The 14132-nt window shown below is 64.3% G+C and carries 13 protein-coding genes; 7 read left to right on the top strand and 6 right to left on the bottom strand.

The features are described from left to right. Nucleotides 1–49: 49 nt before the first annotated feature. Nucleotides 50–2281 (top strand): heavy metal translocating P-type ATPase, encoded by a 2232-nt coding sequence (locus tag VGN93_RS13545; protein WP_327507916.1) that lies wholly within the window; start codon nucleotides 50–52, stop codon nucleotides 2279–2281. A gap of 12 nt (nucleotides 2282–2293) precedes the next feature. On the opposite strand, the gene VGN93_RS13540 is transcribed toward VGN93_RS13545, so the two are convergent. Further along, nucleotides 2294–2710, bottom strand: a complete 417-nt coding sequence (locus VGN93_RS13540) for a helix-turn-helix domain-containing protein (protein ID WP_327507915.1) — start codon at nucleotides 2708–2710, stop codon at nucleotides 2294–2296. 325 nt (nucleotides 2711–3035) lie between these two features. On the opposite strand from VGN93_RS13540, the gene VGN93_RS13535 reads away from it, so the two are divergent. The 3 genes from VGN93_RS13535 (at nucleotide 3036) to VGN93_RS13525 (ending at nucleotide 6079) form a co-directional block, all read left to right on the top strand. Further along, nucleotides 3036–4067 (top strand): L,D-transpeptidase family protein, encoded by a 1032-nt coding sequence (locus VGN93_RS13535; protein WP_256118417.1) that lies wholly within the window; start codon nucleotides 3036–3038, stop codon nucleotides 4065–4067. Between the two features lie 16 nt (nucleotides 4068–4083). Then, entirely contained in the window at nucleotides 4084–4788 is a 705-nt protein-coding gene (locus VGN93_RS13530; RefSeq protein WP_319310248.1) for a L,D-transpeptidase, read from the top strand. Nucleotides 4789–4879: 91 nt separating this feature from the next. Beyond that, nucleotides 4880–6079: an amidohydrolase family protein gene (locus tag VGN93_RS13525; RefSeq protein ID WP_327507914.1), complete on the top strand. Its 1200-nt coding sequence runs from the start codon at nucleotides 4880–4882 to the stop codon at nucleotides 6077–6079. Between the two features lie 189 nt (nucleotides 6080–6268). On the opposite strand, the gene VGN93_RS13520 is transcribed toward VGN93_RS13525, so the two are convergent. From VGN93_RS13520 to VGN93_RS13505, 4 genes are all read right to left on the bottom strand, one after another. Next, a complete protein-coding gene (locus VGN93_RS13520) occupies nucleotides 6269–8830 on the bottom strand; it encodes an FAD-dependent oxidoreductase (protein ID WP_327507913.1) in 2562 nt (853 codons plus the stop codon). A 183-nt stretch (nucleotides 8831–9013) separates the two neighbouring features. After that, nucleotides 9014–9433: a GFA family protein gene (locus VGN93_RS13515; RefSeq protein ID WP_327507912.1), complete on the bottom strand. Its 420-nt coding sequence runs from the start codon at nucleotides 9431–9433 to the stop codon at nucleotides 9014–9016. After that, nucleotides 9430–9888, bottom strand: coding sequence for an SRPBCC domain-containing protein (locus VGN93_RS13510; RefSeq protein ID WP_327507911.1), 459 nt, complete (start codon nucleotides 9886–9888; stop codon nucleotides 9430–9432). Before VGN93_RS13510 ends, VGN93_RS13515 begins: the two co-directional genes overlap by 4 nt. A 10-nt stretch (nucleotides 9889–9898) precedes the next feature. Then, nucleotides 9899–10252 carry an ArsR/SmtB family transcription factor gene (locus VGN93_RS13505; protein WP_413818582.1) on the bottom strand — a complete coding sequence of 118 codons (354 nt, stop codon included), beginning with the start codon at nucleotides 10250–10252 and terminating at the stop codon, nucleotides 9899–9901. Between the two features lie 120 nt (nucleotides 10253–10372). On the opposite strand from VGN93_RS13505, the gene chrA reads away from it, so the two are divergent. Beyond that, complete coding sequence (gene chrA / locus VGN93_RS13500) at nucleotides 10373–11767, top strand: chromate efflux transporter (protein ID WP_327507910.1); 1395 nt, start codon at nucleotides 10373–10375, stop codon at nucleotides 11765–11767. Here chrA and VGN93_RS13495 read toward each other — a convergent pair. Continuing rightward, nucleotides 11760–12317 (bottom strand): helix-turn-helix domain-containing protein, encoded by a 558-nt coding sequence (locus tag VGN93_RS13495; RefSeq protein WP_327507909.1) that lies wholly within the window; start codon nucleotides 12315–12317, stop codon nucleotides 11760–11762. The two genes, chrA and VGN93_RS13495, sit on opposite strands and share 8 nt — an antisense overlap. Before the next feature lie 77 nt (nucleotides 12318–12394). Between VGN93_RS13495 and VGN93_RS13490 the strand changes: the two genes are divergently transcribed. Continuing rightward, nucleotides 12395–13531 (top strand): aminotransferase, encoded by a 1137-nt coding sequence (locus VGN93_RS13490; protein ID WP_327507908.1) that lies wholly within the window; start codon nucleotides 12395–12397, stop codon nucleotides 13529–13531. A 178-nt stretch (nucleotides 13532–13709) separates the two neighbouring features. Then, nucleotides 13710–13856 carry a DUF1127 domain-containing protein gene (locus VGN93_RS13485; RefSeq protein WP_256118430.1) on the top strand — a complete coding sequence of 49 codons (147 nt, stop codon included), beginning with the start codon at nucleotides 13710–13712 and terminating at the stop codon, nucleotides 13854–13856. Nucleotides 13857–14132: the final 276 nt, after the last annotated feature.

Below are 14132 nucleotides of genomic sequence, written 5' to 3'. Positions count from 1 at the left end.
AGTCGCTAGAGGTCGTAGAACATCCTCGACAGACTGATGAGGAATTATGATGTCCGATGTGAAAGAGACGCGTTTCCGGGTTGGCGGCATGGATTGCGCCTCCTGCGCCAGCAAGATCGATACCGCCGTGCGCCGCATGCCGGGCGTTTCCGACGTGTCCGTGTCCGTGACCGCCGGCACCATGCGCGTGCAGCACGATGCGGCAAGCGACCTGGAGGCGATCGCCCGCAAGGTCACCGGTCTCGGTTACGCGGTGACGCCGGCGACAACCGTTGCAGAAAAGCCGGCGGCCGAACACGAGCACGGCCCCGGTTGCAGCCATGATCACGACCATGGGCACGATCATTCGCACGGCCACGACCACAAGCCGAAGGCTGCCGCCGTCGAGGGCCTGCACGGCCACGATCACGGCCCGACCGAAGGTCCCTGGTGGAAGGGCAAAAAGGGACGTCTGACCATTCTCGCCGGCGCGGCGCTGGTCGTCGCCTATGGTATCGGCCATCTCTTCCCGGCCATCGAGACCTACGCCTTCGTCATCGCCATGTTCGTCGGCCTCGTTCCGATCGCGCGCCGCGCCATCATGGCGGCCCTTGCCGGCACGCCCTTCTCCATCGAGATGCTGATGACCATCGCCGCCGTCGGCGCGGTGATCATCAACGCCACGGAAGAGGCGGCCGCGGTGGTCTTCCTCTTCCTCGTCGGCGAGCTTCTGGAAGGTGTCGCCGCCGGCAAGGCGCGCGACAGCATCCGCTCGCTCTCCGCCCTCGTGCCGAAGACGGCGCTGCTTGAAGAGAACGGCAAGACCCGCGAAGTGCCGGCCGAATCGCTCGCCGTCGGTGCCGTCATCCTCGTGCGCCCGGGCGACCGCATCTCCGCCGACGGCACGATCGTCGACGGCGACAGCGCCATCGACGAGGCGCCCGTCACCGGCGAAAGCACGCCGGTGCGCAAGGAGATCGGCGACACCGTCTTCGCCGGCACGGTGAATGGCGATGCGGCGCTGCGCGTGCGCGTCACCGCGGCGGCGGCGGACAACACCATCGCCCGCGTCGTCAAGCTGGTCGAGGAAGCCCAGGAATCCAAGGCTCCGACTGAGCGCTTCATCGACCGCTTCTCGAAATATTACACGCCCGGCGTGGTCGTCGTTGCGGCCCTCGTCGCGATCCTCCCGCCGCTCTTCCTCGGCGGCATCTGGAGCGAATGGGTCTACAAGGGCCTCGCCGTGCTGCTGATCGGCTGCCCCTGCGCGCTGGTCATCTCGACGCCGGCCGCCATCGCCGCCTCGCTTTCCGCCGGTGCCAGCCGCGGCCTCTTGATGAAGGGCGGCGCGGTGCTGGAAGGCCTCGGCAAGCTCACGGCAATCGCCTTCGACAAGACCGGCACGCTGACGGAGGGCAAGCCCAAGGTGACCGACATCCTCGCCTTCGCCACGCCGGCCGAAGAGGTGCTGCGCCTCGCCGCAGCGCTCGAAGCCGGCTCCAGCCACCCGCTGGCGCTCGCCATTCTCGGCAAGGCGGCCGAGGACGGCATCGTCGCCCCGGCGGCGAGCGGTTCGAAGGCACTCGGCGGCAAGGGCGTCACGGCCACCGTCGAGGGCAAGGAAATCTTCCTCGGTTCGCCTAAGGCAACGGCCGAGCGGGTTGCGCTTTCCGACGCGGTGAAGGCCGCCACCGCAAGGCTCAACGATGACGGCAAGACCGTCTCCATGCTGGTCGTCGACGGCGTGCTCGCCGGCGCCATCGCCATGCGCGACGAACCACGCGCGGACGCCGCGGCAGGCCTCAAGGCGCTGAAGGATGCCGGCATCAAGACCATCATGCTCACCGGCGACAATGCCCGCACGGCAAAGGCCGTCGGCGTCGAACTCGGCATAGAAGTGCGCGCCGAGCTGATGCCGGAGGACAAGCAGCGCATCGTCGGCGAGTTGCAGCGCGAAGGCTACATCGTCGGCAAGATCGGCGACGGCATCAACGACGCCCCCGCGCTCGCCGCCGCCAATGTCGGCATCGCCATGGGCGGCGGCACCGATGTCGCGCTGGAAACCGCGGACGCCGCCATCCTGCACGGCCGCGTCGGCGACGTCGCGCTGATGACGGATCTGTCGAAGCGCACCATGCGCAACATCGTGCAGAACATCGTGCTCTCGCTCGGCCTCAAGGGCGTGTTCCTGGTGACGACCATCGTCGGCATCACCGGCCTCTGGCCAGCGATCCTCGCCGATACAGGCGCCACCGTGCTCGTCACGCTGAATGCGCTGCGTCTGCTCCGGCCCATCCGATGATGCCGTTGACCCTCAGTCGTGCTCGTCGTGGCAGAGATCGTGGTTGGCCAGCGCGCGGATCACGTAGCAGTCGCGCACCTGGTTGGTATGGCAATGGGTGGTGATGCGCTCCAGCTCGGCCTCCAGCTTGCGCAGGTTGGCGATCTTCTGCCGCACGGTCGCAAGCTGCTCGGCGGCGATGCGGTCGGCATCCTGGCAGGGGCGTTCCGGGTGCTGGCTGAGCTCGATCAAGGCGCGGATGGCATCGATGGTGAGGCCGAGATCGCGCGCATGGCGAATGAACGCGAGGCGCTCGCGCTCGCCGTTCGAATAGCGCCGCTGGTTGCCCTCGGAGCGCTCGGCGTGGGACAGGAGCCCCATCTGCTCGTAATAGCGGATGGTCGGAACCTTGACGCCCGTCGCCTTGGAAAGATCCCCGATCGTCAGCATGCGCTTCTCCTAGCCCGCCACCCGCGACATTTTCGGCCTTCACGAAATCCTGAAGAGAAGCCGCGCGCAATGGCCTTACAATGATCCCACACAAATGTGAGGAGAATCGTGCCAAATCAAGCGTGCCTGTCGCCGCGCCGATGCGCGCCGGAGGCGTGATCGTGCCGCATGAGGCGGTTTTGCCCCGGATTCGGGGTGCCGACGCCGCAGGAGAGGCTAAAAGGCCTTAAGATTAACGAAGTTCTAAGCAATCGCTTGGAGTCTAAGCCCGAGATGCGCCGTCCCTGTTCGGCGCCCCCGGATCCCTAACAACCGAAAACGCACCATGTTTCGCAATCGCTTTTCTCTTGAAACCGCCCGTCCGCGTCTTTCGCTCCTCGCGCGCCTTGCCGCCGCGACCATCGCCGGCGGCCTGCTTGCCGGCTGCATGGCCATGGACGTCGCGTCGCTGGCCGAGGCGCCGCAGCTTTCCAACAAGGTGAAGGCTGAAATGTCGAAGAAGAAGATGCGGCCGGAAAGCCCCGTGCTGGTGCGCATCTTCAAGCAGGAAAGCGAGCTGGAGGTCTGGAAGGTCGATGCGAGCGGCAAATATGCGCTCTTCAAGACCTATCCGATGTGTCGCTGGTCGGGAAAACTGGGCCCGAAGACGAAGAGCGGCGACCGCCAGGCGCCGGAAGGGTTTTACCATGTCTCGGAAGGCATGCTGAACCCGAACTCGCAATATTACGTCTCGTTCAACCTCGGTTATCCGAACCGGCTGGAATCCGCGCTCGGCTATACGGGCGAAGCGCTGATGGTGCACGGTGCCTGCTCGTCCTCCGGCTGCTATGCCATGACCGACCAAGGCGTCGGCGAAATCTACGCCATCGTGCAGAAGGCGCTCGATGGCGGCCAGCAGCGCTTCCAGGTGCAGGCCTATCCCTTCCGCATGACGACGCAGAACATGGCCAAGCACAAGGGCGACCCCAACATGCCCTTCTGGCGCACGCTGAAGGAGGGCTACGACGCCTTCGCCTTCACCCGCAGCCAGCCGAAGGTGTCCGTCTGCGGCGGCCGCTACGTCTTCAACAGGGAGTTCGTCGATGGGGAGCCGAGCGATCCGCTGGCGCAATGCCCGGCGGCTGTCGGAGAAAATGATCTGATGGCGAAGATCGGCGCGGAACAAAAGAAGCTGGATGCGGCTTTTGCCGGCGCCACACCGGTTTCCAGCTTCGCCTATGTGGACGGCGGCATGCATCCGAGCTTCCGCACGCTTCTGAAGAAGCAGGGCGCGAAGGGCCTGGCGGCCCAGATCTCGCGCACAAAATATCCGGTCAGCCGGCCCGATGCGGCCTTGGCCGACCCCTATGACGATTGAAGTGTGAGGACACGCATTGACGGGTGAAAGCGTAAGCCGCCGTTCCTTCCTGCTCGGCAGCGCCGGATTGGCAACCACGGTTCTGGCCGGCTGCACCACGCCGGTGCGCGAACGGGTCGCGATAGAGCCGGAGCCGGTCGATACCAGCATCTATGCCGGCATGTACGGCGCGCAGTTCGATGGCCAGTACGAGCTGCCGGCCATTCCCTACCAGAAGATCGATCGGCGCTTCTATCGCCAGATGGTGCCGAACCCGACCGGCGAACGCCCCGGCGTGCTCGTCGTCGATACGGCAAGCCATTTCCTGTATCTCACCTATGAGGACGGCCAGGCCATGCGCTACGGCGTCGGCCTCGGCCGCGCCGGCTTCGAATGGGCCGGCCGCGGCGTCATCCAGTACAAGCGCCAATGGCCGCGCTGGACCCCGCCGGACGAAATGGTCGCCCGCCAGCCGGAACTGGAGCCCTACAGCATCGCCAATGGCGGCATGGAGCCGGGCCTCAAGAACCCGCTCGGCGCTCGCGCGCTCTACATCTTCCAGAACAACGAGGACACGCTCTACCGCATCCACGGCTCGCCGGAATGGTGGACGATCGGCAAATCCGTCTCGTCGGGCTGCGTGCGCATGATGAACCAGGACGTGGTCGATCTCTTCAACCGCGTGCAGAACGGCACGCCGATCCTCGTGCTCGGCAACGCCGCGGTCGCCGCCGCCTATTGACTGCATACGATTTTCGCGCGTTATTGCGCACAATTCTTGATCCGCCCTTCAGGCGGCGGATCAAGCTGTGCCCAGACGGAGACGCGATATCATGGCCGGGATCGAAACGCTTTTCACTCATGCGAAGCTGGCCGATGGTTCGCGGAAGGATATCGGCGTTTCCGGCGGCCGCATCGTCGCAATCGAGCCGGCCGGCACGATCCCAACAGGGTCGCGAACGGTCGACATAACCGGTTCCCTGCTGGTGCCGGCCTTCGTCGAGGGCCATATCCATCTCGACACCAGCTTCTACGGCGACAAATGGATCCCGCACAAAGCCTGCACCAATGGTTTTGACGTGCACGAGCGCGTCGCCTTCCAGGCGCAGAACATGGCGCAGGCCGCACCCATGGACGAGCGCGCGCGAAAACAGCTCGAACTTTGCGTCGCCAACGGCTCCCTCCGGATGCGCAGCCACGTCATGGTGGATGGCTCGGTCGGGCTGAAGTCGCTGGAAACGATCCTGACGATCCGCGAGGAATACCGGGATATCATCGACATCCAGCTCGTCGCCTTCCCGCAGAACGGCATCCTGAAAAGCCCCGGCACGCCCGAACTCTTGAACGAGGCGATCGCGCTCGGCGCCGATCTCGTCGGCGGGCTCGACCCGGCAAGCTTCGACCGCGACCTGCAAGGCCATCTCGACGTCGTTTTCGGCGTGGCGGAAAAGCACGGCGTCGGCGTCGATATCCACCTGCACGATTTCGGCTCCCTCGGCGCTTTCACCGTCGAGGAAATCTGCGCCCGCACGGCGGCGCTCGGCATGCAGGGCAAAGTGGCGATCAGCCACGCCTACGGCCTCGGCGATCTCGATCCAGACGCCGCCCGCCGCATCGGCGCAAAAATCGCCAAGGCCGGTGTCTCGATCATGACCAACGCCCCCGGCGACCACGTCTTCCCGCCGGTCGCTTTGCTGCGTTCGGAAGGCGTCACCGTCTTCAGCGGCAGCGACAATATCCGCGATTCCTGGTGGCCCTATGGTGACGGCGACATGCTGAGCCGCGCCATGATGATCGGCTACCGCTCCGGCTTCTACACCGACGACGACCTGACCGCCGCCTTCGACGTGGTCACCATAGCCGGCGCGAAAGCCCTCGGCCTAGAAGGCTACGGCATCGCGCTCGGCGCCAAGGCCGATTTTGTCACGCTCGTCGCCGAACATGTGCCGGAGGCCGTGGTCGCGGTGCCGAAGCCGCGGCGGGTGTTCAAGGAGGGGCGTCTTGTGGCGGAAAATGGGGCGGTGGTGCGGTAGTAGCGATGGCTGTCAACACCAGACCATCATGCGTGGTAAAGCCCTCCCAACCTCCTCCGTCATCCTCGGGTCAAGCCCGAGGATGACGGAGGAGAGGGGAGTGCAAGGGAGAAAATGGAGTGGGGTGCGCCAAGAAAAAGGGCGTGCCCGCGATGCTGGCACACCCTTAATTTCGGGTAGTCAGAAGCCTTACGTCCGCGGCTTCAGGTTTTCAGGGTCATACAGCGGCTTGTAGCCGATGCTGACCACCTCGACCGGGTAGGTCTCGGCAAAATATTCCACATTCAGCTTGCGGCCTTCCTGGCAGTAGGCGTGAGGAAGGTAGGCGAGCGCGATGTTCTTGCCGATGGTCGGGCCGAAGGCGATGGAGGTCGTGTAGGAGCGGCGGCCGAGTTCGTCGACGAGAACCTCGCCGGTCTCCGGGTCCATCACCGGCAGCGTACCGACCGGGTAGCGCTTCACGCCGGCCTTGTCGGTATTTTCCGTCATGACGAGCGTGCAGAGCATGGCGGGCTGGTGGTCGCGCGCCTTGTATTCAAGATGCTTCGCCTTGCCGCGGAAATCGGCTTCCTTGACCTTCGGGCGGGCAAGGTCGGCTTCGATGAGGTTGTACTGGGTGAGCAGGTCGGCATTCTGCAGACGCAGGCTCTTTTCCATGCGGCGCGAGTTGGCATAGGTCTCGACGCCGAAGGCCATGACGCCGGTGGCGCGCAGCGCATCCCAGACGGCGAGGCCGTCCTCGTATTTCATGTGCAGTTCCCAGCCCTGCTCGCCGACATAGGAGATGCGGAAGGCGGTGACGTCCTTGCCGCCGATCTCGATCTGCTTGATCTGGGCGAAAGCGAAATTTTCCGGATCGAGAGCGGCCGGCTCGGACACGGCCTTCTTCAGCGTGTCGCGGGCATTCGGCCCCCAGATGCCGATGGTGATGAATTTCTCCGTCACATCGGTGATGGTGACGTCGAGGCCACGATCTTCCGCAACGCGCTTCATGTAGTGGAAGTCGCGCGGGCCGGCGTCCGCACCGTTGATCAGCCGGCAACGGTCCGCCATGCGGATGACGGTGAAGTCGGCGCGCACCATGCCCTCGTCGTCGAGGAAGTGGGTGTAGATGCCCTTGCCGATATTGCCGTCGCCGCCGATCTTTGCGGCGCAGAGCCATTCGAGCAGCGCGACATGGTCCGGCCCCTCGATATCGACCATGTGGAAATGCGAGAGGTTGACGATGCCGCAATCCTCGCTCATCGCCAGGTGCTCGGCATTCGACACGCGCCAGAAGTGGCGGCTGTCCCACTCGTTCTCACGCACCGGAACCTTGTCGGCGTATTTTTCCAAGAGGTGCTCGTTGGCCTTGTAGCCATGCGCACGCTCCCAGCCGCCGAGCTCCATGAAGTAGCCGCCGAGTTCCTTTTCGCGCTCATGGAAGGGCGAGCGCTTGGCGCCGCGGCCTGACGCATAGGGTTCGCGGGTGTGCACGGCCGGGAAGTAGATCTTCTGGGCGGCCTCGAAGCAGCGGCCCTCGATGAACTCTTCCGTCAGCTGGTGCGGGTAGAAGCGGGCATAGTCGATCGAGTTATGGTCGATCTCGGTGCGCCCGTCCGTCATCCAGTCGGCGATCAGCTTGCCGTAGCCGGGCCCGTCCTTAACCCAGATGGCGACGCAGTACCACAAGCCGCGCACCTTCTGGCTCTCGCCGCAGGACGGGCCGCCGGCGGCGGATACCTGAAGCAGGCCGTTGAAGGAGTGGCTTTCATTGTAGCCGAGTTCGCCGAGGATCGGCGTCAGCTCCATGGCCTTTTCGAGCGGCTCGATGATCTGTTCCATTTCCAGATCGCGCTGCGAGGGCGAGAGCCGCGCCTCATGCTTTTCAAGGATGTTGCGCGGATGGCAGAGGCGCGGATTGGTGGTCTCGTAATAGCCCCACTCGATCTGGCCGCCTTCGGTGGTCTTCGGGTCGCCGGTGTCGCGCATATAGGCGGAGTTGCCCTGGTCGCGCAAAAGCGGGAAGCCGATGTCCTTGCCGGTGTTTTCGAACTCGTTGTACGGGCCGAAGAAGGTCAGCGGATGGTCGACCGGCATGACCGGCAGGTCTTCTCCCACCATTTCGGCGATAAGACGCCCCCAGATGCCGGCGCAGACGATGACATGGTCCGCCATGATGGTGCCGCGATGCGTGACGACGCCCTTGATGCGGCCGCCCTCGACGATCAGCGACTGGGCCGGCGTGTTGCCATAGACCTGGAGCTTGCCGGATTTTTCGGCCGCATCGACCAGTTTGCCGGCAACCGTCTGCGAGCGCGGCACGACGAGGCCGGCATCGGGATCGAACATGCCGCCCATCACCTGATCTTCCTCGATCAGCGGGAACAGCTTCTTGATCTCAGCCGGCGAGACATAATGCGCGCGCGTGCCGAAAGCCTTGGCGGAGGAAAGCTTGCGCTTGATCTCTTCCATCCAGGTGTCGTCGCCGGTGCGCGCCACTTCCAGGCCGCCGATGCGGGCGTAGTGGCCCATCTTCTCGAAAAAATCGATCGAGTACTGGGTGGTCCAGACCGAAAGATAATCGTGGCTGGTCGTGTAGCAGAAGTCCGAGGCATGCGCCGTCGAACCGATATCGGTCGGCACGCCCGACTTGTCGATGCCCACGATATCGTCCCATCCGCGCTCGATGAGATGGTGGGCGATTGATGCGCCGACGATGCCACCCAAACCGATGATGACGACCTTCGCCTTTTGCGGAAACTCTGCCATTTTCTGGACCCCGATGAAATATTGAAGCCGATTTTAGGGCCTCGTTCGGTGCCAGTGCAGCCTGTCTGCGACGGGCCAGCGACCAGTTCCGACAGTCGCGGGAACTGGTGGTGTCGCAAGGGCTCTGCGCCGGCGGGGAGACCCTAGCCGACCATCCGGCCGGCGCAATGGTTTTCCGTGGGCTCAGAGATGTGCCGTGTAGGGCGGCGGGTTGAAGAAATCGTCCGCCAGGCCGTTTTCATAGATCATCGGCGCGGCGCTGAACTCTTCCTCGGAGATATCCTCCAGCGTGCCCGCATTGATGCAATAAAAGTGCCCCATGAAGTCCTTGAGATAGCCGCGTGAGAACGGGCGGATGCCGCAGCGCTTGCAGAAATAGTGGTCGACATCGCCCTCCGGCCAACCGGATTTGTCGGCGCGGTAGCTGACGAGATGGTCCTCGCCGGACAGCAGCTTGAAATCCTCGCGCGGTGTAAAGGTCTTGAGCATGCGCGTGCGCCGGCAGAAGGAACAGTTGCAGCGGCGCAGGCCCTCGTCGAGATCGAGCACCGCTTCGTAGCGGATGGCGCCGCAATGGCAACGGCCGTGATAGGTCTTTTTCATCGTCCTTCTCCTCGGGCTTGCAGGATATAGGCGACCAGCCGGTCGAGGCATTCGCCCCAGCCCTCGGCATGGCTGTCGCGGGATTCGACGGTGTCGAACGGTGTCTGGGCGAAGGTGAGGCGCGTCTTGCCGTCCCTGTCCTCGAAGGTCACGGTCACCAGCGTGTCCGGGTCGTCCTCGCCGCTCCAGCGGAAGGTGAAGACGATGCGGCGGTTTTCCTCTATCTCGCTATAGGTGCCGCCCATCGGATATTCCTCGCCCTCCGGCGAGCGGATGACCGCCGACCAGGCGCCGCCGGGTCGGAAATCCAGGCGGATCGCATGGGCCGAAAAATCCTTCGGCCCGAGCCAGCGGGCCATGTGTTCCGGCGTCGTCCAGACCTTGAAGACGAGCGGGCAGGGCGCATCGATCAGCCGTTCGATGAAAAGGCCGATGGGTTCGGCGGTCTGCTGCATGGGTCTCTCCTCAGCTTTTCTTGTCCGGGTCGCCGGCCTGCAATTCCCGGAGATAGTCATCGAGCCGGTCGAAGCTCGCGTCCCAGAAGCGGCGGTAGCGGGAAATCCAGCCGTCGGCATCCTTCAGGGGTGCCGCTTCCAGATGGCACGGGCGCCACTGGGCGCTGCGGCTGCGGGTGATCAGCCCGGCGCCCTCCAGCACCTTCAGGTGCTTGGAGACGGCCGGCAGGCTCATCTCGAAGGGGGCGGCAATGTCGTTCACCGTCGCATCGCCTTCGGAAAGCCGGGCGAGGATCGCCCGGCGCGTGGGATCCGCAAGGGCGGCGAAGGTCAGGCTCAGCGGATCGCTCACGTACTTATCCATTCAGTTAATTAACTTGATGGTTTAATAATGCCATCCACATTGTCCGTCAAGCCCCCGTCGCCTTGACAGGGCAGGGTACCGCTGCGATCGATCGAGACGGCAACGGGGAGATATATGCAGATGACAGAACGAGCGGCCGAACCCGGCCATCCGACAGAGGCGCATGGCGTGCCCTTCGGCGAGGCGCTCAAGGTCTGGGCGCGCGTGGCGGCGTTGAGTTTCGGCGGCCCGGCCGGGCAGATCGCGCTGATGCACCGCATCGTTGTCGATGAAAAACGCTGGATTGGCGAGAGCCGTTTCCTGCATGCGCTGAACTATTGCATGCTGCTGCCCGGCCCGGAGGCCCAGCAACTCGCCGTCTATATCGGCTGGCTGATGCACCGCACGCTGGGCGGCCTCGTCGCCGGCCTGCTGTTCATCCTGCCCGGTTTCCTGTCGATCCTGGCGCTCAGCTACATCTATGTGCTCTTCGGCGATGCGAGCCTGGTCGAGGGCCTGTTCTTCGGCCTGAAGGCGGCGGTGCTGGCGGTCGTCGTGCAGGCCGTGTTCCGCATCGGCAGCCGGGCGCTCACCAATCCGGCGATGCTCACGATCGCCGCCGCCGCCTTCGTCGCCATCTTCGCCTTCAAGGTGCCGTTCCCGCTGATCATCCTGGTGGCGGCCATCGTCGGCTATATCGGCTCGAAATCCGGCTCCCGCCTGTTTCGCACGTCAAGCGGCCATGCGGCGGCCAAGGGCAGGGTGCTGCAGGATAGCGATTCGCTGCTCGGCGAGGCGACGCCGGCCCACGCACGGCCTTCGCTCGGCTGGTCGTTGAAAATCTCCGGCGTGCTCACCTGTCTCTGGCTCGGCCCGGTGGCGCTGATCTGGGTCATCGCCGGCGGCAACAGCGTGTTCACCGAGATCGGCACCTTCTTCAGCCAGATGGCGGTCGTCACCTTCGGCGGCGCCTATGCCGCGCTCGCCTATGTCGCGCAGGAGGCCGTGCAGCACTATGGCTGGCTGAAGCCGGGCGAAATGCTCGACGGCCTCGGCATGGCGGAGACGACGCCGGGCCCGCTGATCATGGTGCTGCAATTCGTCGGCTTCCTCGCCGCCTGGCGCGATCCCGGCAGCCTGAACCCGCTGACGGCGGCGACGCTGGCCGCGATCCTCACCACCTGGGTCACCTTCGTGCCCTGCTTCCTGTGGATCTTCCTCGGCGCGCCCTTCATCGAAAAACTGCGCGGCAATGCGGCGCTCTCCGGCGCCATGTCGGCGATCACCGCCGCCGTCGTCGGCGTCATCCTCAATCTCGCGGTCTGGTTCGCCGTGCACACGCTGTTTCGCGAGGTCACGGTCTTCGCCGCCGGGCCTTTGCACCTCGAACTGCCTGTGCCGGCAACGCTCATCCTGCCCTCGGCGCTGCTCGCGGCCGCCTCCGCCGTCGCGCTCTTCCGCCTCAAGGCATCGGTGCTGCTGACGCTCGGCCTGTCGGCGCTCGCCGGCATGGCCTGGACGCTGGCCGTCAGCTGACCACGTTGCGCACGAAACGCACCGGCGTATCGCCGGGGTTTGCATAGGCATAGGCCTGGTCGGTGCCGTAGACGGCGAAGCTGCCGGCCGGAAAATCCTTCGCTTTGCCGGAGAGTTCCAGCCGCAGCGTGCCCTCGGTGACGAAAACCATTTCATGCCAGCCGGCAGGGTCCGGTTCGGCCTCGTAGCGCTCGCCGGGGCCGAGCGACCAGAGCCACATCTGCGCCTCCGTCGTCGCCGGTGCCGAGCCGAGCAGCACCGCGGTGCTCTCCGCATCGCTTCCGCGCCACGTCACCTCGTTGATCTCGGCGGATGGCGCGCGGGCCGGGTCGCGCACGAGATCGACGAAACCGACGCCGATCGCGGCGGCGAGCTTGTCGAGGCTCGACAGGCTGATATTCGCGTCGCCCCCCTCGACCGCGACGATCATGCGCCGGCTGATGCCGGAGGCCTCCGCAAGTGCCGCCTGGCTGAGGCCGGCCTGCTGACGCAGGCGGCGCAGATTGCCGGAGACATGGGCGAGCACGTCGCCGCGTTCTTGACTGTGCAATATATTGCTCATATCGTTCCGTCATCAAAAAGGGCGGACCGTCCGCCTGCCGCCTTCTAACCCGAAAGGACCCCGTCATGAAGATACGCGATTTCGGCGTCGAGATCTGGATGAACCGCTACGAGAACGACTGCGAACTCAATCTCGCGGAGACCTGCGTCGAATCGCTGACGGTGGAAGAACTGCTCGACATGTCTGGCAAGAAGGACACGATCCTCGCCGAACTCCTGCCGATGAAACTCACCTACGGCGCGATCGAGGGCAGCGAGCGCCTGCGCCGTCTCATCGCCGCCATGTATGACAGCCAGGCGATGGAAAACGTCGTCGTCACCCATGGCGCGATCGGCGCCAATGCGCTGGTGCACGAAACGCTGGTGGAGCCCGGCGACCGCGTCATCTCGGTCCTGCCCACCTACCAGCAGCACTATTCCATTCCGGAAAGTTTTGGCGCGGACGTGCAGATCCTGAAGCTCACCGCCGAACATGGCTTCCTGCCGGACCTTTCGGACCTGCGCCGCCTCGCGGCGCCGGGCACCAAGCTCATCTGCCTCAACAACCCGAACAACCCGACCGGATCGCTGATGGACCGGGATTTTCTTGAAAAAGTCGTCGAGATCGCGCGGGCCTGCGGCGCGTGGATCCTCTGTGACGAGGTCTATCGCGGCACGGACCAGCAGGGCGACGGCATGACGGCCTCGATCGCCGACCTCTATGAAAAGGGCATCAGCACCGGCAGCATGTCGAAAACCTATTCGCTGGCCGGCCTGCGCCTCGGCTGGATCGTCGGCCCAAGGAGTCTGCTCTCCGCCGTCTCGATCCACCGCGACTACAACACGATCAGCGTCGGCATGCTGGACGACCACTTTGCCGCCATCGCCCTTGAGAATCGCGACAAGATCCTCGCCCGCAGCCAGGCGATCACCCGAACGAACCTCGCCATCCTCGCCGAATGGGTGGAGGGCGAGCCGCTGATCTCCTGGGTCAAGCCGAAATCGGGCACGACGGCGCTCCTGAAATACGACCTGCCGCTCACCTCCGAAACCTTCTGCATCAAGCTCCTGGAGACCACCGGCGTCATGCTGACGCCCGGCAGCGCCATGGACATGGAAGGGCACCTGCGCATCGGCTACACGAACGGCGAAGCGGTGTTGCGCGAAGGTTTGGAGCGAATTTCCGCGTTTTTGCGGGAGGAACAGGCCGTTTTGGCGGCCTGAAGTCCGCCGGCGGGCCATTTTCGTCAATGGAGGCCCATGAGACCCATGCACGATCTGCATGGGTGGCTTGCCAGCTTAGCGCTGTTCCGCAGTGCAGCATAAGCCTATAAAGGGGTCATCGAAAGACGCGGCGCCACGGACCGGTGCCGAACAGAGAACCTCCGGAAAGGGGATCATCATGAACATGGCACGTTCCTTCAACAATTGGCGCAAGTACCGCCAGACCGTCACCGAACTCGACCGCATGACCGCCCGCGAACTGCGCGATCTCGGTATTGAGCGTTCGGAAATCAAGGCAGTCGCCCGCGCTGCCGTCGGCTTCTGATAAACACGCCGAAAACTGGCAGAATTTCGAAGACGCTCGCCTCCGGCGGGCGTTTTTGCATCTGCGAAGGATGCGCCTTCCGCGGGGATAATTCAACTCGATTGAGGTACCCGTTAAGCGCATAGCGCATAGCTGCCTTGCAAAAAGATGCCTATCAATTGAGCAAGAATCGCGTATAGTCATACTTATCGAAGCAACGTACCTCCTCCCACGAAGCTTCGATGTTGCAGAAGGCCCACTCCTCCTCCCAGGGCCGACTGCGGGAATGGCGACACT

It is taken from the genome of Shinella sp. (assembly GCF_035998705.1).
Lineage (GTDB): Bacteria > Pseudomonadota > Alphaproteobacteria > Rhizobiales > Rhizobiaceae > Shinella.
The sequence above is the reverse complement of the archived record's forward strand: the minus strand, read 5'-3'. Positions and strand labels throughout refer to the sequence as shown.

Bases quoted from the DNA above. Each gene is read 5' to 3' on its own strand.
- VGN93_RS13545 (WP_327507916.1), top strand. From the start codon at position 50: ATGTCCGATGTGAAAGAGACGCGTTTCCGGGTTGGCGGCATGGATTGC.
- VGN93_RS13540 (WP_327507915.1), bottom strand. From the start codon at position 2,710: ATGCTGACGATCGGGGATCTTTCCAAGGCGACGGGCGTCAAGGTTCCG.
- VGN93_RS13535 (WP_256118417.1), top strand. From the start codon at position 3,036: ATGTTTCGCAATCGCTTTTCTCTTGAAACCGCCCGTCCGCGTCTTTCG.
- VGN93_RS13525 (WP_327507914.1), top strand. From the start codon at position 4,880: ATGGCCGGGATCGAAACGCTTTTCACTCATGCGAAGCTGGCCGATGGT.
- VGN93_RS13520 (WP_327507913.1), bottom strand. From the start codon at position 8,830: ATGGCAGAGTTTCCGCAAAAGGCGAAGGTCGTCATCATCGGTTTGGGT.
- VGN93_RS13515 (WP_327507912.1), bottom strand. From the start codon at position 9,433: ATGAAAAAGACCTATCACGGCCGTTGCCATTGCGGCGCCATCCGCTAC.
- VGN93_RS13510 (WP_327507911.1), bottom strand. From the start codon at position 9,888: ATGCAGCAGACCGCCGAACCCATCGGCCTTTTCATCGAACGGCTGATC.
- VGN93_RS13505 (WP_413818582.1), bottom strand. From the start codon at position 10,252: ATGGATAAGTACGTGAGCGATCCGCTGAGCCTGACCTTCGCCGCCCTT.
- chrA (WP_327507910.1), top strand. From the start codon at position 10,373: ATGACAGAACGAGCGGCCGAACCCGGCCATCCGACAGAGGCGCATGGC.
- VGN93_RS13490 (WP_327507908.1), top strand. From the start codon at position 12,395: ATGAAGATACGCGATTTCGGCGTCGAGATCTGGATGAACCGCTACGAG.
- VGN93_RS13485 (WP_256118430.1), top strand. From the start codon at position 13,710: ATGAACATGGCACGTTCCTTCAACAATTGGCGCAAGTACCGCCAGACC.